17 protein-coding genes are annotated in these 20,342 nt (G+C 71.6%); 6 read left to right on the top strand and 11 right to left on the bottom strand.

The features are described 5' to 3' along the window. Positions 1–177: 177 nt before the first annotated feature. On the bottom strand, positions 178–807 hold the full coding sequence (locus tag MKL01_RS31860) for a TetR/AcrR family transcriptional regulator (protein ID WP_243909181.1): 630 nt from the start codon (positions 805–807) through the stop codon (positions 178–180). A gap of 166 nt (positions 808–973) precedes the next feature. On the opposite strand from MKL01_RS31860, the gene MKL01_RS31855 reads away from it, so the two are divergent. After that, entirely contained in the window at positions 974–1,744 is a 771-nt protein-coding gene (locus MKL01_RS31855) for an SDR family NAD(P)-dependent oxidoreductase (protein WP_243909180.1), read from the top strand. 54 nt (positions 1,745–1,798) lie between these two features. On the opposite strand, the gene MKL01_RS31850 is transcribed toward MKL01_RS31855, so the two are convergent. The 3 genes from MKL01_RS31850 to MKL01_RS31840 all read right to left on the bottom strand — a co-directional run bounded on the left by MKL01_RS31850 (position 1,799) and on the right by MKL01_RS31840 (position 3,007). Beyond that, a complete protein-coding gene (locus MKL01_RS31850; RefSeq protein WP_243909179.1) occupies positions 1,799–1,996 on the bottom strand; it encodes a hypothetical protein in 198 nt (65 codons plus the stop codon). Between the two features lie 205 nt (positions 1,997–2,201). Beyond that, positions 2,202–2,363, bottom strand: a complete 162-nt coding sequence (locus MKL01_RS31845; protein WP_243909178.1) for a hypothetical protein — start codon at positions 2,361–2,363, stop codon at positions 2,202–2,204. Positions 2,364–2,497: 134 nt separating this feature from the next. Beyond that, the gene (locus MKL01_RS31840; RefSeq protein ID WP_243909177.1) at positions 2,498–3,007 is read right to left on the bottom strand and encodes a ferritin-like domain-containing protein; all 510 of its coding nucleotides are present in this window, start codon (positions 3,005–3,007) and stop codon (positions 2,498–2,500) included. A gap of 380 nt (positions 3,008–3,387) precedes the next feature. Here MKL01_RS31840 and MKL01_RS31835 point away from each other — a divergent pair, with 380 nt between their 5' ends. Then, on the top strand, positions 3,388–5,073 hold the full coding sequence (locus tag MKL01_RS31835; RefSeq protein ID WP_243909176.1) for a hypothetical protein: 1,686 nt from the start codon (positions 3,388–3,390) through the stop codon (positions 5,071–5,073). A gap of 78 nt (positions 5,074–5,151) precedes the next feature. Here MKL01_RS31835 and MKL01_RS31830 read toward each other — a convergent pair whose 3' ends face one another. The 6 genes from MKL01_RS31830 to MKL01_RS31805 all read right to left on the bottom strand — a co-directional run bounded on the left by MKL01_RS31830 (position 5,152) and on the right by MKL01_RS31805 (position 13,457). Next, positions 5,152–5,991: an ABC transporter permease subunit gene (locus MKL01_RS31830; RefSeq protein ID WP_243909175.1), complete on the bottom strand. Its 840-nt coding sequence runs from the start codon at positions 5,989–5,991 to the stop codon at positions 5,152–5,154. Beyond that, a complete protein-coding gene (locus tag MKL01_RS31825) occupies positions 5,988–6,779 on the bottom strand; it encodes a taurine ABC transporter ATP-binding protein (protein ID WP_243909174.1) in 792 nt (263 codons plus the stop codon). Before MKL01_RS31825 ends, MKL01_RS31830 begins: the two co-directional genes overlap by 4 nt. 23 nt (positions 6,780–6,802) lie before the next feature. Beyond that, positions 6,803–7,816 carry a taurine ABC transporter substrate-binding protein gene (tauA, locus tag MKL01_RS31820; RefSeq protein ID WP_243909173.1) on the bottom strand — a complete coding sequence of 338 codons (1,014 nt, stop codon included), beginning with the start codon at positions 7,814–7,816 and terminating at the stop codon, positions 6,803–6,805. A gap of 114 nt (positions 7,817–7,930) precedes the next feature. Beyond that, the gene (locus tag MKL01_RS31815) at positions 7,931–11,404 is read right to left on the bottom strand and encodes a PAS domain S-box protein (RefSeq protein WP_243909172.1); all 3,474 of its coding nucleotides are present in this window, start codon (positions 11,402–11,404) and stop codon (positions 7,931–7,933) included. A 334-nt stretch (positions 11,405–11,738) separates the two neighbouring features. Continuing rightward, positions 11,739–12,377, bottom strand: a complete 639-nt coding sequence (locus MKL01_RS31810; RefSeq protein ID WP_243909171.1) for an omptin family outer membrane protease — start codon at positions 12,375–12,377, stop codon at positions 11,739–11,741. 240 nt (positions 12,378–12,617) lie between these two features. Then, positions 12,618–13,457, bottom strand: coding sequence for an outer membrane protein (locus tag MKL01_RS31805; RefSeq protein ID WP_243909170.1), 840 nt, complete (start codon positions 13,455–13,457; stop codon positions 12,618–12,620). Positions 13,458–14,054: 597 nt separating this feature from the next. Between MKL01_RS31805 and MKL01_RS31800 the strand changes: the two genes are divergently transcribed. Together MKL01_RS31800 and MKL01_RS31795 are read left to right on the top strand one after the other, a co-directional pair. Then, positions 14,055–14,318: a hypothetical protein gene (locus MKL01_RS31800; protein WP_243909169.1), complete on the top strand. Its 264-nt coding sequence runs from the start codon at positions 14,055–14,057 to the stop codon at positions 14,316–14,318. Positions 14,319–14,866: 548 nt separating this feature from the next. Then, entirely contained in the window at positions 14,867–15,181 is a 315-nt protein-coding gene (locus tag MKL01_RS31795) for a hypothetical protein (protein ID WP_243909168.1), read from the top strand. Between the two features lie 36 nt (positions 15,182–15,217). Here MKL01_RS31795 and MKL01_RS31790 read toward each other — a convergent pair whose 3' ends face one another. Next, positions 15,218–17,887, bottom strand: a complete 2,670-nt coding sequence (locus tag MKL01_RS31790; protein WP_243909167.1) for an MGH1-like glycoside hydrolase domain-containing protein — start codon at positions 17,885–17,887, stop codon at positions 15,218–15,220. A gap of 395 nt (positions 17,888–18,282) precedes the next feature. Here MKL01_RS31790 and MKL01_RS31785 point away from each other — a divergent pair, with 395 nt between their 5' ends. Next, positions 18,283–19,416 carry a branched-chain amino acid ABC transporter substrate-binding protein gene (locus MKL01_RS31785; protein WP_243909166.1) on the top strand — a complete coding sequence of 378 codons (1,134 nt, stop codon included), beginning with the start codon at positions 18,283–18,285 and terminating at the stop codon, positions 19,414–19,416. Between the two features lie 107 nt (positions 19,417–19,523). After that, a partial coding sequence (locus MKL01_RS31780; protein WP_409566391.1) for an ABC transporter substrate-binding protein occupies positions 19,524–20,342 on the top strand: 819 nt, incomplete at its 3' end.

Raw genomic sequence — 20,342 nt, 5'->3', positions numbered from 1 at the left:
GGTGCGTTTCCCGCCGCGGGCACGGCCGGACTGCAGACGGACCGGGGCCTCGCCGCCGCCCCCCCAGAGCATTTTCGGTTTGAATGGGATCACGCGCGACGGTCTGGGCGCGCATCCCCTCCCCGCAAGAGGAAGGAGCGCGCGTCGCGCTTCGTGATCCGCATCGGATAGAAAACGCTAAGGCCGAGATCCCGTCGGCGCCAAGCTCCGCAGCAGGAACGCCGTCATGGCCTCCACGGGCGGCACGGGCTGGAGCGGCGACTTCCCCACCAGCACCGGATGCGTGTAGCGGGCGATCGCGGCGTGGATGCAGGCTGCCGCCTCGGCGGGATCCTCCGCCTCGAACGCGCCGCGCGCCACGCCGTCGCGGATGATCCGCTCGAACCCGGCGGTGATCCGGGCGACGTGGTGGCGGCAGACCTCCCAGCTCTCCGCCATCGCCGCCTCGATCATCTCGTGCAGGCGGGGGAACGCGTCGCAGCGCCGGGTACAGTCGCGGTGCAGGGTCTCGATCGCCGCCACGAGCCGCGCGGTGGCGTCGAGGCCCGGCCGGTCGGCGATCTCCGAGATCAGCGCCTCGACCTCGCCGATCAGGCGCTCCAGCACCGCCTCGTTGATCGCCTTCTTCGACTCGAAGAAGCGGTAGACGTTGGCCGGGCTCATCTTCAGCGTCCGGGCGATGTCCGCCACCGTCGTCTTCTGGTAGCCGATCTCGCGGAAATACGCGTCCGCGGTCGCCAGGATGCGGCTGCGCGTGTCGGGCGCGCTCTCCTCCGCGCACCGTGGCATCGTGTCATCGAGGGACATGGGTCCTCAGTAGGCCATGCGGCCGCGGAGCGTCAAAGGCGGGAGCCGGACGCGGGTTCCGCCCCGGGGGCGCCTGCGGCCGGTGCGCGCGTGCGGAACCGGGTCGGGCGGCACCCATTGCCCCGGCATCCGGCCGCGACCGCGGCGCGCCTGCGAGACCCGCACGATGACATTGACCGACACCCGTGTCCTGATCACCGGAGCCGATTCCGGGATCGGGCAGGCGACCGCGGAGCTGTTCGCCCGCGAAGGTGCCGACGTGGCGATCACCTACCACACCGACGCGGCGGGCATCCGCGAGACCGCCGCCCGGGTGGAGGCCGCCGGGCGCCGGGCTCTGGTGCTGCAGCTCGATGTCGGCGACCCGGCCGCCGTCACGGCCGCCTTCGACCGGATCGGCAGCGAGTTCGGCACCCTCGACGTGCTGGTGGCCAATGCCGGGCAGGCGATGAGCGGCGTGCCGGTCGCCGAGATGGACGACGCGCTGCTGGAGCGGATCCTGCGGGTGAACCTGATGGGGCCGCTGTTCTGCGCCCGGCCGTTCATCAAGATGCGCAAGGCGCAGGGCGGGAACGGCAAGATCGTGTTCGTCTCCTCCGTGGCCCAGCACCTGCCGACCCCGGAGAGCGCCCCCTACGGCATGTCGAAGGCGGGGCTCGGCTCCCTGTGCCGCTCCCTGTCCCGGGAACTCGCCGAGGATCGGATCAACGTCAACAACGTCGCCCCGGGCCTGATCGAGACCCCGATGACCGCCGACCGCTTCGAGAAGCCGGAGGTGCTCGACCGGTCGCTGGAGCGGATCCCGTGGCACCGGGCCGGCCAGCCGGAGGAGATCGCCCGTGCGATCCTCTACCTGGCCTCGGGCGCGGCCGACTACGTCACCGGCCATACCCTGGTGGTCGATGGCGGCCTGACGATGCAATGGGGCGGGGCCTGAACGACCAACGGCGCCGGACGGGGGTCCGGCGCCGTTGGTCGCGCGGGCGGTGGCTCAGGAGCCGAACTGCGAGCCCAGGCGCTCCAGGTATTCGGCGAGGTCGACGCCGCCGATCCGCTTGCCGTAGTCGAAGCGCATGCCCTGACGGATGTCGATGTTGGCATCCCGCGTGGTCAGGGTGAAGGGCCGAACGCAGACCCAGGCGCCGTCACGGCGGTGCTCGAAGTAGCCGAGGATCTCGTGCTTGGCCATGATCTGTCCTCCGGAGGCGTGTTTGGAGACATAACGGCCGCGCTGGCCGCAAGTTCGCGGGGCGACACTGTTTTTCGCGCCGGCTTCGACACCAGCCGGACGGTTCGTGTCCCGCAGAGCCGCGAAAGGCGGCGGACTGGTCTCGCCTGAGCTTGGCCGTAGACGCCAAGGCCCGGCGAATGCTCGGCGCCCGGGCTTCGCGCGCTCACCGCCGGCGGTCGAGCATCTCGGCGGTGGTCATCGTCTCGACCGGGTGGCCGTAGCGCATCCGGACCATCGGCAGCAGCGCGTCACGGGCCTCGCCGCGGGAGCTGCGCAGGCCGTCGGTGGCCACCGCGACCCGCGAGCCGCGGTCGACGCCCCGCACCCGGAGGCGTGCGTTGAGCCAGGGCGTGTCGAAGCCCGTGTCGTCGACCTTCGCGGGCAGGACCAGCCGGGCGAGATCCGCAATCGGGCACGTCCGGCCACGGTCCTGCGACCGGACGCAGGCGGGGCCGGCGCCTACCGGTCCGCCTTCTCGCCGGCGGTGGTCAGCGACAGGTAGCGCTCCGTGGTCGGCCGGATCAGGCTGCGCACCGTCTCCGCCATGGTCTGCTCTTCTTCGAGCGACTGTTGGAAGGCCGTCCGGTGCCCCTGCTGGCCGGCCGCGTCGCCGATGGCGAGCAGCGACTCGTAGGCGGCGATCTCGAAGTTCTCGAAGGCGTGGTTGGCATAGGTGTTCTTCAGGATCTCGTCCTGAGCGGGGGCGTGTCCCAGGGCCATCATGTTCCCGACGAAGCCCAGAAAGCCCTCCTTGAGGGCCGAGGGGCTGTCGTCCAGGCTCCGGAGCGCTTCCTCCAGGCGGTCGCGCTGGCCGTGCGTTTCCGCGATGTGGCGGCGCAGGGCCTGCTCCATCTCCGGATAGCGCTCCAGGCGCTCGACCTGACGCTCCATGATCTGCAGGGCTTGCATCTCGAGGGCGTGGGTGTTCTTCAGGGCCGTGACGTAGATCGCGCGTGCGTCCAAGACCATCGGGGTCACCTCCGTTCGGTTGCGGGCCTTTGCAGCCCGATCTCCCGGGGAACGCGGTCGCCGTACGGTCAAGTTCCGGTTCGGGAGGTCCCGGCGGAAGGTCGCAGGCTGCCGGCTGCAGGCCCGGGCCATCCGCCCGCACGCCGTCCCCGGGGATCCGGCACACGAGGCGCGAGCATGGATCCCTGTCAGGACAACGCGGTAGCGAGCGTGGCGCCACCGACCCGGCGCGGCTTCCGGTCCCGGCGGTCCGGTGTCCCGCGGAGATGCGGGGCTTGCCCGCGCGACGTCACGCGCGCGTCGCACGCCGGATCCTACACCTTTTGGATGTTCATCTCCCGATCCCGTCCGGGGATCGTCAACCCCGCCGGTGACCGCCGATGCTGCGCCTGACCCTGGGAAGCGCCCGCGCCGCCGCGACCGGGCTCGCTCTCGGCCTCCTGTCCCTTCCGGCCCGCGCCCAGAGCACCGCCGAGATGGCGGCCCGGATGGACGCGATGCAGCGCCAGATGGCGGCCATGCAGCAGGAACTCGCCGCCCTGCGCCGGCAGGCCGGCGCGCAGCGGACGGCGATCGCCGGGGAGGCCCGGGAGCGCCGGGTTCTGTCGCGGGAGCAGGCCCGCCTCGCCGCCCGCACCGAGCGCCAGCAGCGCGTGGCACAGGCGGGCGGCCCCGGCGGGGCGCCGGCGGCCGCGGGCGCGCCCGTGCCGGTGATCCTCGCCAACGACCTCGCCTGCAATGCCGGAAGCTACGCGCTCGGGCCGGCGCTCTGCTTCACCCCCGGGGGCTTCGTCGAATTCGCGGGCATCTTCCGCAATCCCAACACGGTGTCGGACGTCGCCACCGACTTCAACGGCGTCCCGTTCCGCAACAGCCCGCAAGCGCGGGAGAGCGAGTTCCGCTTCTCCGCCCGGCAGAGCCGCCTGAGCGGGCTGTTCACCGCCCGGGTCGAGCCGACGCTGCAGATCTCGGGCTATTACGAGCTCGATTTCCTGGCAGCCGGCACCACCTCGAATTCGCGCGAGAGCAACAGCTACACGCCCCGCATCCGGCAGATCTTCGCGACCGTCGATGCCCTCGATACCGGCTGGCACGTCCTGGCCGGGCAGGCCTGGAGCCTGATCACCACCGACGCGTCGGGCATCACGCCGCTCAAGGAGCAGATCCCGCTCACCATCGACGCGCAGTACGTGCCGGGCTTCAATTGGACCCGCAATCCGCAGGTGCGCGTGGTCAAGGACGTCGCCCCGGGCCTGTGGGTCGGCCTGTCGGCGGAATCGCCCCAGAGCGTGCTGCCGCCGAGCCCGTTCGCCGCCCCCGGCCTCGTCAACGTCAACAACACCGGCGACGCGGCGGGCCTCCTCAACAATTCCACCACCTACTCGAACAGCAGCGTCCCCGACATCATCGGCAAGGTCGCCGTCGAACCGGGGTTCGGGCATTTCGAGCTGAAGGGCCTGGTGCGCGTCTTCGACGACCGGCTGAGCGCCACGAACCTCACCGCCGCCACGCGCCTCCCCGGCCGCACCGACACGGCGCTGGGCTACGGCATCGGCGGGGCCGCGACCCTGCCGGTGGTCGACAAGCGCCTCGACCTGCAGGTCAGCGGCCTCGTCGGCCAGGGCATCGGCCGCTACGGCTCGGCGCAGCTGCCGGACTTCGCCCTGAAGGCCGACGGCTCGGTCGCGCCGATCCCCGCCTTCCAGCTCCTCGCCGGCGCGGTCGCCCACGTCCAGCCGGGCACCGACGTCTACGTCTATGCCGGCTGGGAGCACGCCTCCCGGGCGGGCGCCTTCAACGCCACCGGCTACGGCTCCCCGACGCTCGTGGTGACGGGCTGCGACGTCGAGGGCGCGGCGAGCGGGTCCTGCCAGGCGGAGAGCCGCGACATCCGCCAGATCACCGGCGGCTTCTGGCACGACCTGTACAAGGGCCAGTTCGGGCGGCTCGTGGCGGGGGCGCAGGTCTCCTACACCGAGCGGGACGCCTTCCGGGGCGCGGCCGGGATCGCACCCTCCAACCACCTGGTCACCGGCCTGACCTCGCTGCGCTACTACCCGTTCTGATCGGCGGGACGCCGATGCTCCGCCCGCTCGCCGGCTGGATCGGCCGCAGAACCAGCGGCGACCTTCGTACGCGTCGCCTCAGGGCCGCCCTTTCCAGGGCACCAGCGCGCGCTCGAGGAGCCGCATCCCGAACTCGAACAGGGCGGCGAACAGGCCGATCACCAGGATCCCCATCAGCACCACGTCGGTGCGCAGGAAGTTGGAGGCGTTGAGGACGAGCTGGCCGAGCCCGGCCTGGGCCGCCACCATCTCGGCGGCGACCAGGGTGGTCCAGCCCACGCCCATGCCGATCCGCAGGCCGATCAGGATCTCCGGCAGCGCCGCCGGGAACACGACGTGGCGCAGGACCTGCCAGCGGCTCGCCCCCAGCGCCCGGGCCGCGTTGACCTGGTCGGTCGAGGCGGAGCGCGCCCCCGCCCGCGCGGCGAGCGCCACGGGCGCGAAGCAGGCGAGGAAGATCAGCAGCACCTTCGACAGCTCGCCGATCCCGAACCAGATGATCATCAGCGGCAGGTAGGCCAGCGGCGGCAGCGGCCGGTAGAACTCGATCGGCGGGTCGAGGAGGCCGCGGGCGATCCGGCTCGTGCCCATGGCGAGGCCGGCGGGGATCCCCACCAGGGCGGCGAGACCGAAGGCGCCGAGGACGCGCAGGAGGCTGTCGCGGACGTGGATGCCGAGCGGGGCGCCGTCGATCGCGCCGCTCCAGGCCTGCCCGAAGGCCGACAGGACCGCCTCCGGCGGCGGCAGGAACAGCGGCTTCACCCAGCCGGCCCGGGTGACGAGCACCCATAGGCCGAGGGCCGTGAGCAGGGTGGCGGTGCCGATGGCCGGGACCAGCGCGGCGCCGCCGCGGCGGGGTCCGGGCCGCGGCTCCGGATCGGCGGCCGCGGCCGGCGCGTGCGGGGCCGGGCCGCTCATCGGCGGGCCTCGGGCGGCGCCTCGGCACCCTGGCGGATGCGCCCGAGCACGCGCTCGCGCACGGCGATGAAGGCGGGGTCCGACTTCACGGCCCGCGTGTCGCGGCCGCCGACCGCCGCCCGGGAGAACGGCAGTTCGAGGGTCTCGACGATGCGCCCGGGGCGCGGGCTCATGATCACCAGCCGGGTCGCGAGGAACACCGCCTCCTCGACGTCGTGGGTGATGAAGAAGGCCATCTTGCCGGTCCGGTGCCAGACCCGGAGGATCAGCTCCTGGATCTGCTCGCGGGTGAAGGCGTCCAGCGCCCCCAGCGGCTCGTCCATCAGCAGCGCGCGCGGGTCGCCCGCCAGCGCGCGGGCGAGGCCGACCCGCTGCTGCATGCCCCCCGAGAGCTCGTAGACCTTCCGGTCGGCGCAGCCGGCCAGGCCCACGAGGTCGAGCATCGCGAGGGCGATCCGGCGCCGCTCCGTCCGGGGGACGCCCCGCATCCGCGGACCGAAGGCCACGTTCTCGGCCACGTTCAGCCAGGGCATCAGGGCGTGGCGCTGGAACACCACGCCCCGGTCGGCCCCCGGACCCCGGATCGGCACGCCGTCGAGGCGGATGCTCCCCTCCGTGGGTTCGAGGAAGCCCGCGATCGCCGAGAGCAGGGTGGTCTTGCCGCAGCCGGAGGCGCCGAGCGCCACCACGAATTCCCCGGGGGCGATGGTCAGGTCGATCCGCGACAGCGCGGCGACCGCATCGGCGCCCGCGCCGTAGCAGACGCTGAGGTTGCGGATCTCGATCATGGGCCCTCCGGTCCCGGGACAGGCTATTTCCGGGCCGCGTCCACGTAGGCCCCGGTGACGAACCGGCCGTAATCCGGCGCGAGCGCCTGGACGCGGCCCTGCGCCTTCAGGAACGCGGCCGTCTCGGTCAAGGCCTTGGCGGCGCCGCCGCCGAGCCAGGCCGGAGAGGCCTGCGCGGCCAGCGCCGGGAACCGGTAGGCTGCCAGGCTCGCCGGCACCTCCGCCGGGGTCGAGCCGGTGATCTGCGCCACCGCCGTCACCTCCGGTGCGCCCTCGCCCCACGGCTTGGCCGCGTAGGCGGCGTCCTGGTCGGCGATCAGCTTGACGAGCGTCACCAGGAAGTCCCGGTTCCGGGCCGCCCAGGCCCGGTCGACCACGAGGCCGTCGAAGGTCGCCTTGCCCCGGCGGGCGATGTCGCCCGCCGAGATCACCACGGTGCCGGAGGTCTTCACCCGGGCCAGCACCGGGTCCCAGATGAAGGTCGCGTCGATGTCGCCGCGCTCCCAGGCGGCGGCGATCTCGGGGGGGCGCATGTTGAGGATCGTGACGTCCGCCTGGGTCAGCCCGGCCTCCGCCAGGGCGGCGATCAGCTGGTAATGCGCCGTCGACACGAACGGCACCGCGATCCGCTTGCCGCGCAGGTCGGCGACGCCTCTGACGCCGCTGCCGGTGCGCGCCACGAGCTGCTCGGCATCGGCGATCTCGTCGAGGATCCAGAACAGCTGGATGTCGAGCCCCTGCGAGGCGGCGGCGGCGATCGGGCTCGATCCCGCCTCCCCGATCTGGACGCCGCCGGAGGCCATGGCGCGGATGACGTCGCCGCCGCCGCCGAACTTGCGCCAGTGGATCGTGTAGCCGGTCGCCTTCTCGATCGCGCCCGAGGCCATCAGCGCCCGGAACGGCACCACCATGTCCTGATGGGCGAAGGTGACCTCCCGGTCGGCGGCCCGGACGGGGCCGGGCGCCAGGACGGACAGGACCAGGGCCATCAGGACCGCCAGCGCGACGGGGCGGCTCTGCGTACCGGCTGATGTCATCTTCGGTGTTCCCCCGCGCCGACGGGACTCACGTCGGCCGATCGATGCAGGGTCGGACACACTCGGCTCCGGACGCAAGGGGCTGGCCGCGGCGTTCCAGTCCGCTCCGGGCGGTCAGGCCGCCCGCAGCGCCGCGATCTCGGCGATCGTCTCCGCCGCCCGGGCCCGGAGCGGGCCGATCATCGGCGCGACGTCCTCCCCGGCCCGGCAGGCCGCCTCCACCGTCCGGCAGGTCTCGGCGAGGCCCACGAATCCCACCATGCTGGCCGCCGACACCATCGCGTGCGCGTCCAGCATGAGCCGGTCGCGGTCGAGTTCCGGGGCGAGGGATCCGAACCGCTGCGTGAGTTCCCGGGACAGCATCGCCAGGAGGTCGCCCATCCGCGCGTGGCCGACCATCCCGGTCATCTCGTCCAGGACGGACCGGTCGATCGTGCCACCCGGCCGCGGCTCCGCGTCCCGGCCGGTCCAGCGGTCGACCGCCGCGAGCAGCGCCTGCGCGCGGAACGGCTTGCCCACGTGGTCGTCGAGCCCGGCGGCGCGCAGCGCGGCCACCTGCTGGGGCAGGACGTTCGCCGTCATCGCGACGACCGGCAGGCGGCCGGCGGATCCGCCGAGCCCGCGGATCCGCCGGGTCGCCGCGAGGCCGTCCATCACGGGCATCTGCACGTCCATCAGCACGAGGTCGTAGGACCGGGCCTGCACGGCCGCCACCGCGGCGACGCCGTCGCCGACCACGTCCACCGCGTGCCCGGCCGCCTCCAGGATCGTCCGGGCGAGGTCCTGGTTCAGCGGAACGTCCTCCGCCAGGAGGAGGCGCTTGCCCGTGCCGCGGAGGGCGGCGGCGGCCGGCTCGCAGCGCGCCGCCGGGGCGGCGGCCGGAAGCGGGGCCTCGAACCAGAAGGTCGAGCCCTGTCCCGCGGCGCTCGCGACCCCGATCGTCCCGCCCATGAGCTCGACCAGGGATTTCGAGATGGCGAGCCCCAGACCGGTCCCGCCGTATTCGCGGCTGACGGAGCCGTCGACCTGCGAGAACCGCCGGAACAGGCGGTCGCACTTGTCGGCCGGGATGCCGATCCCGGTGTCGCGGATCGCGAAGCGCAGCGTCCGTGCGCCGGCCCGTCCGGCGGGGCCCGCCTCGACCGTCAGGCCGATGCTGCCGGCCGGGGTGAACTTCACGGCGTTGTTGAGCAGGTTGAGGAGGATCTGCCGGAGCCGGTCCTCGTCGGCCTCGATCCAGTCCGGCAGGCCCGGCCCGCGCGCGATGGTCAGCGCCAGCCCCTTGCGCTCGGCGGACGGGCGCACGATCGAGACCGCGTCGTCGATCAGCGCCGCGAGGGCGAAGGGCCGGGGCACGATCTCGATCTGCCCGGCCTCGACCTTCGAGAAATCGAGGACGTCGTTGACCACCGTCAGCAGCGCCGCGCCGGCGCCGCGGATGCGCTCGGCGTGCCGGCGCGCCACCGGCCCGAGATCGGCCTCGTCGAGCAGCAGGTCGGCGTAGCCGATCACCCCGTTCAGCGGCGTGCGGATCTCGTGGCTCATGGTGGCCAGGAACTCGCTCTTGGCCGCGCTCGCCCGCTCGGCCTCCAGGCGCGCGGAATCCGCCGCGGCCTTGGCGGCGATGAGCGCCGCCTCGGCGGCCTTGCGGGCGGTCACGTCGATGTTGAGGCCCAGCATCCGCCGGGCGCGCCCGTCCGGCCCGGTCACGCCGCGCCCGACGCTGCTGATCCAGCGCACCCCGCCCGCCGGGGTCGGGACCCGGAACTCGATCGTGAAGGTCTCCCCGGCCTCCGCGGCCGCGGAGGCGATCCGCAGGGCCCGCTCCCCGTCCGCGCGGTCGATCAGGCCGAGCCAGGTCTCGGCGTCGAGTCGGTAATCCCGGTCGGTCTCGATCCCGTGCAGGCGCGCGCTCCCGGGGGACCAGTCGATCCGGCCGCTGTCGAGGTCGAGATGCCACGTGCCCGCGTCGGCGGCCTGCTGGGCCAGGACCAGCAGGCTGCTCGCCTCCTCGACCTCCCGCCGCGCGGCCACGATCTCGTCGATGTCGAGGGCGGTGCCGAGCATGCCGATCATGGTCTCGCCCTGCCAGATCGGCAGGAGCACGAGCTTGTGCCAGCGATAGGCGCCGTCGTGCCGCTGCAGCCGCCCCTCGACCTCGTAGGCGCTCCCGCGCGCCCGGGCCGCGGACCACAGCTGCTCCATCCGCTCCGCGTCGTCGGGATGGTTGCGGGCGATCCGGGCCGCCCGCGACGGGCCGATCGGGCCGTAATAATCCTCGAAGCGCCGGTTGACGTAGGTCGCCACGCCGGTCTCGGTGCTGGCGATCCAGACGAGCTGGGGCAGCGCGTCGGCGAGGGCCCGGTAGCGCGCCTCGCTGAGGCGGAGCGCGTCCTCCGCGGCCTTGCGGCCGCTCACGTCGCGCAGGGTGGCGACGTAGCCGTCCGGCGCGCCCGTCGCCCCGTCGTGGGTCAGGCTGAACGAGATCTCCAGCCAGACCCAGTGGCCGTCCCGGTGCCGGTAGCGCTGGCAGGTCAGGGCCTGCGCGGTGCGGCCGCTGGTCAGCCCGTCGAGCACGGCGCGATAGGACGCCACGTCGTCGGGATGGACGAAGTCGAGGGGCTGCGTGCCGACGAGCGCCTCCGGCGCGTAGCCGAGGACGGCGCGCACCGCCGGCGAGACGTAGCGGCGGCAGGTGGTCAGGTCGGACCAGATGATGATGTCGGTGGCGTTCTCGGCGAGCAGCCGATACCGGCGCTCGCTCTCCTCGAGCGCCCGCTCGGCGATGCGGTTCTGGGTCACGTCGCCGAAGGTGAGGACCGCGCCGCCATCCGCCAGGGCCGAGCGCCGGACCTCCAGGACGACCCCGCTGGGCAGGCGCCAGTCGAAGACCGGCGGCAGCGCCTGGGGGTCGCGGCCGATCAGCCCGAGCCGCAGCTCGGATTCCGCGGCCGCGAAGTCGCCCCGGGCGCGCTGGTAGGCGTGGATGTCGGGAAAGGCCACGCCGACGCGCAGGACGTCGCCCGGCAGGTCGAGGAGCTCCGCCGCGCTGCGGTTGAACACCCGGACGCGCTGGGCGGCATCGAGGACCACGAGGCCCTGGTCCATGCTGTCCAGCGTGCCCCGCAGGAGCGTGTCGGTCTCGTGCGCGCGCCGCTCGGACCGCACGAGATCGGTCACGTCGAGCAGGAGCCCGTGCAGCGCGATCAGCGTGCCGTCGGGGCCGATCTCCGGGAAGCCCTGGATGATCGCGTCGCGGCCGGTGCCGTCCGGCCGGACGATGCGCGCCCGCGCCTGATAGGGTATCGCCGGCGCGCGCCCGGCCAGCAGGTCCTCGACGCGCGCGATAACGGCCGCCCGGTCGTCCGGGTGATAGCAGGCGAAATGCGCGTCCAGGGACAGGCTGCGCTCCGCGGGCGGATCGCCCAGGACGCGCGACAGGGCCGCCGACCGGGTCATGCGCCGGGTGCGCGGATCGAGGCGCCACTGCCCGAACCCGAAGGCGCCCTCCCCCGGCCCCCGGTCGCCGCCGGCCGGGGCCGGGGTGGGGCCCGGCGGCGCAGCCGGGGGAAGCACGTCTGGCGACATCGGCGCGTCCGGATCCGTTCGACCGGCGCGAACCGCGCCCCGGACACCCGCGGCGCCCGTCCGGATGCAGTCTGCCCATCTGAGGGTTGCGGATCTCTTGCCGGATGCGTCGTCCCGCCGAGCCGGCGGCCCGGAGCCGCCCCGCCGTCACGGATCGGGCCCGCCTCGACCGAGGCGCCCCGATGGTGGGCGGGTGTCGCCGTGTCGACGCCGGGGACGCGGTCGCCGGGCCTGGGCGCCACGGCTCCGGACGGCGCGCCGTCCCGGATCACGCCGCGTCGCCAAAGGTGACGGACGGGGTCGCGTCCCCCGCGGGCTTCGACCGGATGCCGTCTCAGTCCTTGCGGACCAGGACGGCCGGAGCGGCCGCCTCGCCGAAGCCGAAATCGGCCAGCCTGTACGAGAGCTGCACGAAGCCGCCGTAGCGCTCGGTCTGGAACTTGATCGGGCTGGGCACGCTCTGGAACGGGAAGGCCGACGTGCTGCCCTTGTCGGTCTGCATCCGCCAGTAGCGGCCCCCGACGCCGACGCTGACGGACGGCGTCAGGTCGTAGGAGACGATGCCCTCCAGGAAGTAGCCGTCGCCCCGGCCCCATTCCGCGCCCGGGTTGATGTCCGGGCGGTTCCAGTGGCGGTCGACGCCGTCCACCCGGACGACCGGCAGGTAGGCGCCCTCCAGGCTCAGCCGGACCCGGTCGAACCGCGCCTCGCCGATCACGCCGACGCGCAGGGCGTTCCACTGCATGATCTCGCCGAGGCCCTTGCTGCTGTTCGGGTCCGGGTTGCCGGCGCAGACGGTGCCGCCCGCCACCTGGCGGCAGCCGTAGCCGTTGTACAGTTCGGACGCGTACTGGTACCCGAGGAAGCCCCCGAGCTTGAACCCGTCGCTGCGCAGGAGTTCGTATCCGAAATCGATCACGCCGTAGCCGATATCGCCGTCCTTGATCGGGTGGTGCGTCTTCGAATACGGCACTTCGACGGGCGGGAAATCCTCGTCGGCGAGGCGCCCGTTCGTGACGCCGCCCGTCCCGAGGAAGCCCTTGGCGAACAGGCCCGTGGGGGTGTGCTCGAGCCGGGCGAAGCCCTCGCCGGCATGGGCCTGGGCGTCGCCGTAGGTCAGGCGGGAATTGAGCTGGCCCGGCGCGGACGGGTCGCCGAGCTTCTCGCGCGGGCTGCCGGAGCTGAAGACATAACGCAGGCCGCCCTCGAAATCCTAGGTGGCGGGACCGGCCGCGCCCGCGGGCGGCAGGTCGGGCAGCCCGGCTCCGAACCGGTAGTTGAGACCGACCCGGGTCAGGAAGCCGTCCGTCGCGATGCGCGTGCCGGCGCGATAGCCGGTCAGCAGGGGGTAGCTCGGGGCCGCCAGGACCGCGCGGCTGCCGAGGTCGTAGTACAGGCCCTCGACCTTGACGGAGAGATGCTCGCTGAACGCGTGCTCGATGCCGGCGCCGGCCACGTAGCCCAGGCGCATCTCGCCGTGCCGGCCGTCGAACAGGGGAAATCCCGACAGCGTCAGGTTGTTGTCGATCCGGACATTGCCCATGGCCAGGCCGCCCGTGGCGTAGACGAGGGTCCGGTCGACGGCGAAGCCGACCTTGCCGCGGAGCGTCGTCAGGTCATCCAGCCGCTGGCCGGAATGGGCGACGCTGCGGGGATAGCGGCCGCCGCCTTCGGTGGGGAACGTGCCTCTCCAGCGGTCGTAGCCCCACAGCCGGGTGAACTGGTAATCCGCGGCGCCGCCGGCGACCAGCCCGGACTCCAGCTGCCACGTGTAGCCGAGTTCGCCCCCCGCGACGAAGCCGTCGTCCGAGGCCTGCTTCCCGGGGAGGATTGGGCAGGACCGTGCCCCCGGCTGTCCCCCCGGACCCGTGCAGACGAACTGCGTGGCGCGGTCGAGGGCGCCGTACCCGGCGAACAGGCCGGCATAGGCCCCCGTCCAGGTGAAGAGCGGCGGGACCACGCGGTCCGGCTTCGCAGCCCGCGGGAGATCCGCGGCAACGGCGGTCTGCGAGAGGAGGACGAGGAGAAGCCCGGAACCCAGGGTGCGATGCATTTGAGAGCCCCAAACAATCCACGCTCCCTGCCCCGAGACCGGTCGATTTCCATCGGATCGGGGAAAAGGGAGCGTTGACTTGCCGATCTTGATCGAGTGTCGGCGGGACGCCGCGACCCGCGACCAAGCTTAAGACGGTCTTTATGATTCGGAAACGCGAAACTCGTCGGAGGAACGATCATGTTTTGGAATCGATAATCTATAAAATACATTGCATCTTAGTATAATTTGGCGAAATATATAAACAAGAACCGCATCGATATCATTCTAAAAAGAATAGACGCGAGAATTCATGACCCGGGTTCGTGACGCGGAACGACATGTCGCCGGCGCGGTTCCGATCCGGCGATGCGTCCCGGCAACACCGCAGGTCGGCCCGCACAGGCCGGATCGTCCGGCGCCGTCCCGGACGGCGGCCCTCACCGCCGTTCGTCGGATACGGTCCGGCGGGACGCGCGCCCGGTGGCGGGGATTCAATCCTGGGAACCATCCGGGCGGCCCGGGGCTTCCTGGGCGGTGCCTGGGCCGGAGCTGGTCCGGCCTTGGACCCGTGGAAACGCCCGCCCCCTCGGGGGCAGCGTAGAGAGGATACTGCCCGTGCGTAGTTCGATCATTACTGCCGCCCTGCTCGCCGTCCTCGGCAGCGCCGTCGCGCTTCCCGCTTCCGCCGCCCCGATCGGCCCCGGCGCCGTCGCCGCTCCGGCCGGCCTCGTCTCGACCGTCCAGATGGACCGGATGGAGCGCCACATGATGCGGCGGCGCATGGAGCACCGGATGATGCGTCACCGGATGGAGCGGCACATGATGCATCGCGAGATGCGTCACCGCATGATGCGTCGGGAGATGATGCACCGCATGTGAGGACGTTCCCGGCCGGGCCGCGACCCGAGCCCGGCCGGGAATCCATGATCCGCCGTCAGGGATGCCAGGACGGTGCGCGGCACGCCGGAACAAGGCGCCCTCCGCGACGCGATCGAGCGCTGCCCGTGTCGCGACATCCCGAAAAGCGATCACGCGTCGGGGAAACCGGATCTCAGCGCAACTGGCCGAGACGGGATTCTGTGTCAGGCACTAGCTTCAGACAAGCGGCATCCTGTTTCAGGATGCGCCGTGACTATAAGGGGAACATCGCATCGATCAGGCGACGGTCTGGCGTCATTGTCCTTGCCGCAGCACTACCGGACCTGATGGCGTTGCGACCGGATGTTGCCTCCGGAGGATCGGCTTCTAGGGGGGCTGTCAGCCGGATCCCGCTTCCGCGCCGTGCTGCGTGGCTCGACGGAACCCGTCTCTTGACGGAATTCATGAGCGAGCCCCGGGACGGTCGGAGCGGCGGCGCTACGTTCGGGGCGATCGAACCATCCGCCCCGCGACGCGTTTCAAGCCACCGATAAGGGAGGATTGGCACGATGAAGGTGTTTTTGGCAGCGGCAGCGGTGAGTCTCGGGATCCTGGGCGTGGTCGGCCCGGTCTCCGCACAGCCGCGCCCTGATTACGAAGATTACGGCTACCGGGACCGCGGTTATCGGGATCGCGGCGACTATGACGATCGGGGCCGCGGGTATCGGGACGATTCGCGCGGTCGGGCCTACGGCTTCGACGAGCGCGAGTACCTGCGCTGCAACCCGGATGTCCGCCGCGCCGTGGCCGCCGGCCAGATGGAGTCCGGCGCCGCGCATTACCGCGTCTTCGGCCGTCGCGAGGGCCGCCGGCTCAGCTGCTGATCCGGGTGGGCGCGCACCGCTCGGGCGGCGCGCGCCCTACCGCGTCCGGGCGCGGTCGTGCAGCAGGTTGAGGATCAGCGCCGTCCAGCCCGTCTGATGCGCGGCGCCGAGCCCGCGCCCGGTATCGCCGTCGAAGAACTCGTGGAACAGCAGGGCTTCCTCGGCACCGGGCGCCGGGGCGATATGCGGCCCGGGCCCCAAGGCGGGCCGGCGGCCGTCCGTGTCCCTGGCGAACAGCGCGATCAGACGGTCCTGCAGGGCATCCGCGATGGAAGCGAGGGTGCGCATCGTGCCGGAGCCGGTCGGGTATTCCACCAGGAAATCGTCGCCGTAATAGGCGTGGAAGCGGCGCAGCGCCTCGACGATGAGGAAGTTCATCGGCATCCACACCGGCCCGCGCCAGTTCGAGTTGCCGCCGAACATGTTGGAGGTCGAGTCGGCCGGGTCGTACCGCACCGTGAAGGAGGCGCCGAACTGGTTGAGCACGTAGGGCGCGTCGCGGTGGACCTTGGAGAGCGAGCGCACGCCGTAGGGCGAGAGGAACTCGGTCTCGTCGAGCATGCGCCGCAGCAGCGCCTTCATCCGGTGGCCGCGCAGGAGCGACAGCAGCTTGCGATCCTTCACGCCGCCCTCGTTCCAGCGGGAGACCAGCCGGGCGAGGTGGGGCCGGTTCTCCAGGACCCAGTTCAGGCGCCGCGCGAAGTCGGGCAGCCGCTGCAGCACGGAGGGCTCGATTACCTCCACGGCGAAGAGCGGCACCAGCCCGACCATGGAGCGGACCCGTAGGGGCAGCCGCTCGCCGCCGGGGATGTCGACTTCGTCGTAGTAGAACTCGTCGACCTCGTCCCACAGGCCGAAGCCTTCGCCGCCGCCGTCCCCGCCCATGTCGGTCATCGCCTCGGCGATGAGCAGGAAGTGCTCGAAGAATTTCGAGGCGGTGCTCTCGTAGACGTCGTTGTGGAGGGCGAGCTCCAGGGCGATGCGCATCATGTTGAGGGCGTACATCGCCATCCAGGCGGTCCCGTCCGCCTGGTGGACCACCCCGAAGCCCGGGGGCGGGCGCGAGCGGTCGAACACGCCGACATTGTCGAGCCCCAGGAAGCCGCCCTGGAAGACGTTGCGCCCCTGCGCGTCCTTGCGGTTCACCCACCAGGTGAAGTTGATCAGGAGCTTGTGGAACACGCCCTCCAGGAAGGCGAGGTCGCCGCGCCCGCCCCGCCGCTCCCGGTCGATCTCGAACACCCGGTAGGTGGCCCAGGCATGGACCGGCGGGTTGGCGTCGCCGAACTCCCACTCGTAGGCCGGGAGCTGGCCGTTCGGATGCATGTACCACTCGCGGGTGAGCAGCAGGAGCTGCTTCTTGGCGAAGTCCGGGTCCAGCAGCGCCAGCGGCAGGCAGTGGAAGGCGAGGTCCCAGGCGGCGAACCACGGGTACTCCCAGGTGTCGGGCATCGACAGGACGTCGGCGGCCGCGAGGTGGCGCCACTGGCTGTTGCGGCCGCCCTCGCGCTCGCGCGGCGGCGCTGGCTGGAGGGGGTCGCCCTCCAACCAGCGGCGCACGCCGTAGCCGTAGAGCTGCTTGGACCAGATCAGGCCCGCGGCGGCCTGCCGGAAGATCGTGCGGGCGTCCGGATCGGTGATGCCGTCCTGCAGCCCCTCGTAGAACGCGTCCGCCTCGGCGATGCGGCGGCGGACGACGGCGCCGTCGGCGTCGACCGGTCGCACCCGGGATCCGGCCGACAGGCGCAGGCGGATCCGGGCCGTGGCGCCGGGCTCGAGCCGCAGGGGGTAGTGCAGGCCGAGCCGGGTCCCCGCATCCCGGCGGATGGCGGTCGCATCGCCCCCGACGATCGCCGCGTGCAGGCCGTCCTTGAACGGGCCCGGGGCGTCCGGCTGGCCGCCGTGCAGGCGAAGGTTGGTGTCGTTCTCGCAGAACAGGAGGTCCGGCGCGCCGTCATAGGCGAGGCGATAGGGGCCGAGCCGCGGATGCGTGCAGGTCACGCCGCCCTCGGGATCGGCGGCGATCCGCGGCCGCTCCTGCCCGGCCTGCCAGGACCAGGTGTTGCGGAACCAGAGCTGCGGCACGAGATGGAGCTCGGCGGTCTCGGGCCCCCGGTTCAGCGCCGTGACGACGGCGTGGATGTCGTCGGCATCCGCCTTGGCGTACTCGACCGTGACGTCGAAGAACCGGCCGTCCTCGAAGATCCCGGTCTCCGCGATCTCGTATTCCGGCCGGTCGCGCCCGCGCGCCAGGTTCTCGCGCACCAGCGCCTCGTAGGGGAACGCCGCCTGCGGGTAGCGGTAGAGCTGCTTGAGGTAGGCGTGGCTCGGGACCGCGTCGAGGTAGTGGTAGACCTCCTTGACGTCCTCGCCGTGGTTGCCCTCCTGATTGGTCAGGCCGAACAGGCGTTCCTTGAGGATGCGGTCGCGCCCGTTCCACAGGGCCAGGGCCAGGCACAGGCTGCCGCGCTCGTCGCAGATCCCCGCCAGCCCGTCCTCGCCCCACCGATAGGCACGGGAGCGGGCCTCCTCGTGCGGCAGTGCCCGCCAGGCATCGCCGTCGGGGCTGTAATCCTCCCGCACGGTCCCCCATTGCCGCTCGGCGAGATAGGGGCCCCACAGGGACCACGCCCGGTCGCCCCGGCCCTGCTCGGCGATCCGGCGGCGCTCCGCCCAATCGATCGAGTCATCTCCGCCCGGACTCATCAGCCGCGTCCCGGGCGCGGGGCGGGGAACGGCCTGCGGCCGGATGTGCGGAGCGGCGGAGGAACGGTCATCGATCTCGACGGGCTGCGACGGAGGCGTCCGCCCGATGCATCTTCGAAGCCACGCCACCTCAGGTCGGGGGACCCTGCGGATTCCCGGGCAGGATTCGGGCGGTGCCGCCCAGAACGTCGGCTTCGCCGGAGCGGCCGGAGGGGTCGGAGCGGTTTCGGATCGATCCGGCCCGGCGCTTCCCTATGCTTGCGGCCTTGACGCCGCCGCGCGTTGAAAACAGGGTCAGGCCCGCGTCGCCGCAGATCAGAACCCGGACAGCGAGTCTGGACAAAATATTGCGTGCGGGTGCCGGGGCAAGAACTCCTTAAAACGCGGGGGAAGACATGAGAACCATACTGTCAACGGTCATTGCTGGACTTGTGATGATTGGAGTCGCGCAGGCTCAGGACAAGGACGGTCCCTTGAAGATCGGTATCTCGGCCGGCGTGACCGGGTCGTATGCGGCCTTCGGCGTGCAGGTGAAGAACGGCGCCAGCCAGGCGATCGAGGACATCAACAAGGCCGGCGGCATCAAGGGCCGGCTCTTCGAGCCCGTCTACGGCGACGACGCGTCCGATCCGAAGCAGGGTGTCTCGGTGGCCAACAAGCTCGCCGCGGACGGCGTGACCATGGTGGTCGGCCCCTTCGCCTCCAGCGTGTCGATCCCGGCCTCAGACGTCTATCTCGACGCCGGCATCGTCCAGGTCACCCCGGCCTCCACCAACGTGAAGTTCACCGAGCGGGGCATGTGGAACACCTTCCGCACCTGCGGGCGCGACGACCAGCAGGGTGTGGTGGCGGGCACGTACCTGGCCGCGCACTTCAAGGACAAGCGGATCGCCTTCGTCCACGACAAGTCGTCGTACGGCAGGGGCCTCGCCCAGGAGACGCAGATGACGCTCAAGGCCAAGGGCGGCAAGGCGGTGCTGGTCGAGGGCGTCAACCCGGGCGAGAAGGACTATTCGGCGCTCGTGTCCAAGCTGAAATCGGCCAATGTCGAGCTCGTCTATTACGGCGGCTACCACACCGAGGCCGGGCTGATCCTCCGGCAGATGCGCGACCAGGGCCTGAAGGCGATCCTGATCGGCGGCGACGGCCTCGCCCCGAAGGAGTTCGTGCAGATCGCCGGCGATGCCGCCGAGGGCACGCTGATGACCTTCTCGCCGGACGCCCGCAAGAACCCGAAGGCCCAGGCCGCGGTGGCGGCGCTCAAAGCCAGGAAAATCGATCCCGACGCCTACACGCTCTACACCTACGCGGCCGTTCAGGTGCTCGCCCGCGCCGCCGCCGAGACCGGCTCCAGCAACGGCAAGGTGCTGGCCGACTGGCTGCACCGGGGTCAGACCATCGACACCGTGGTCGGCCCGATCGCCTACGACAAGAAGGGCGACATCACCCGGCCCGACTACCTCATGTACGCGTGGACGAAGGGCGCCGACGGCAAGATCGACTATGCCGGCAACGAGCTGGCGCCGTGAGGCCGGCGCCGGATCCCCAGCGTGACCCGCGCGCCGCACCGGCGGCGCGCCCCGTGGACTGCCCCCGCACAAGAGTCGCGTCACCATCCACAATCTGGGAGCGTATCGTGAGAGCAACCCTGGCGTTTTGTCTCCTCGGGCTTCTGACGGCGGGCGCCGTGCAGGCGCAGGACAAGGGGGGGCCGGTGAAGATCGGCATCGCCGCGCCCCTGACCGGGCCCTACGCGGCCTTCGGGGCGCAGCTCCGCAACGGCGCCAGCCAAGCCGTCGAGGACATCAACAAGGCCGGCGGGATCAAGGGCCGGACCTTCCAGACCGTGGTCGGCGACGACGCCTCCGACCCGAAGCAGGGCGTGTCGGTGGCCAACAAGTTCGCCAGCGACGGCGTGACGATGGTGATGGGCACCTACAATTCCGGCGTGTCGATCCCGGCTTCCGACGTCTATCTCGACGCCGGCATCGTCCAGGTCACCCCGGCCTCCACGAACGTGAAGTTCACCGACCGCGGGATGTGGAACACCTTCCGCACCTGCGGCCGCGACGACCAGCAGGGCGCGGTGGCCGGCACGTATCTGGCCGATCATTTCAAGGACAAGCGGATCGCCTTCGTCCACGACAAGACCCCCTACGGCAAGGGCCTGGCCGACGAGACCCTGAAGGCGTTCAAGGCCAAGGGCGGCGCCGCGGTGCTGGTCGAGGGCATCAACCCGGGCGAGAAGGACTACTCGGCGCTCGTGTCCAAGCTCAACTCGGCCAATGTCGATCTCGTCTATTACGGCGGCTCGCTGTTCAAGGCCTACGAGCCCTTCAAGGGCGAGATCGCCGGCCGCCGCAACGGCGTGCTGATCTCGAACGACAAGGGCGAGGCGGTGGCCTACGCCATGTGGAACCTCGAGGATCGCGGCCCGATGATGATCGAGCCCGGC

It is taken from the genome of Methylobacterium sp. J-070 (assembly GCF_022829385.1).
GTDB lineage: Bacteria > Pseudomonadota > Alphaproteobacteria > Rhizobiales > Beijerinckiaceae > Methylobacterium.
The sequence above is the reverse complement of the archived record's forward strand: the minus strand, read 5'-3'. Positions and strand labels throughout refer to the sequence as shown.

What these genes read in the sequence shown, in the direction of transcription:
- MKL01_RS31860 (WP_243909181.1), bottom strand. Translation starts at nt 807, where the DNA reads ATGTCCCTCGATGACACGATGCCACGGTGCGCGGAGGAGAGCGCGCCC.
- MKL01_RS31855 (WP_243909180.1), top strand. Translation starts at nt 974, where the DNA reads ATGACATTGACCGACACCCGTGTCCTGATCACCGGAGCCGATTCCGGG.
- MKL01_RS31850 (WP_243909179.1), bottom strand. Translation starts at nt 1,996, where the DNA reads ATGGCCAAGCACGAGATCCTCGGCTACTTCGAGCACCGCCGTGACGGC.
- MKL01_RS31840 (WP_243909177.1), bottom strand. Translation starts at nt 3,007, where the DNA reads ATGGTCTTGGACGCACGCGCGATCTACGTCACGGCCCTGAAGAACACC.
- MKL01_RS31835 (WP_243909176.1), top strand. Translation starts at nt 3,388, where the DNA reads ATGCTGCGCCTGACCCTGGGAAGCGCCCGCGCCGCCGCGACCGGGCTC.
- MKL01_RS31830 (WP_243909175.1), bottom strand. Translation starts at nt 5,991, where the DNA reads ATGAGCGGCCCGGCCCCGCACGCGCCGGCCGCGGCCGCCGATCCGGAG.
- MKL01_RS31825 (WP_243909174.1), bottom strand. Translation starts at nt 6,779, where the DNA reads ATGATCGAGATCCGCAACCTCAGCGTCTGCTACGGCGCGGGCGCCGAT.
- tauA (WP_243909173.1), bottom strand. Translation starts at nt 7,816, where the DNA reads ATGACATCAGCCGGTACGCAGAGCCGCCCCGTCGCGCTGGCGGTCCTG.
- MKL01_RS31815 (WP_243909172.1), bottom strand. Translation starts at nt 11,404, where the DNA reads ATGTCGCCAGACGTGCTTCCCCCGGCTGCGCCGCCGGGCCCCACCCCG.
- MKL01_RS31805 (WP_243909170.1), bottom strand. Translation starts at nt 13,457, where the DNA reads ATGCATCGCACCCTGGGTTCCGGGCTTCTCCTCGTCCTCCTCTCGCAG.
- MKL01_RS31795 (WP_243909168.1), top strand. Translation starts at nt 14,867, where the DNA reads ATGAAGGTGTTTTTGGCAGCGGCAGCGGTGAGTCTCGGGATCCTGGGC.
- MKL01_RS31790 (WP_243909167.1), bottom strand. Translation starts at nt 17,887, where the DNA reads ATGAGTCCGGGCGGAGATGACTCGATCGATTGGGCGGAGCGCCGCCGG.
- MKL01_RS31785 (WP_243909166.1), top strand. Translation starts at nt 18,283, where the DNA reads ATGAGAACCATACTGTCAACGGTCATTGCTGGACTTGTGATGATTGGA.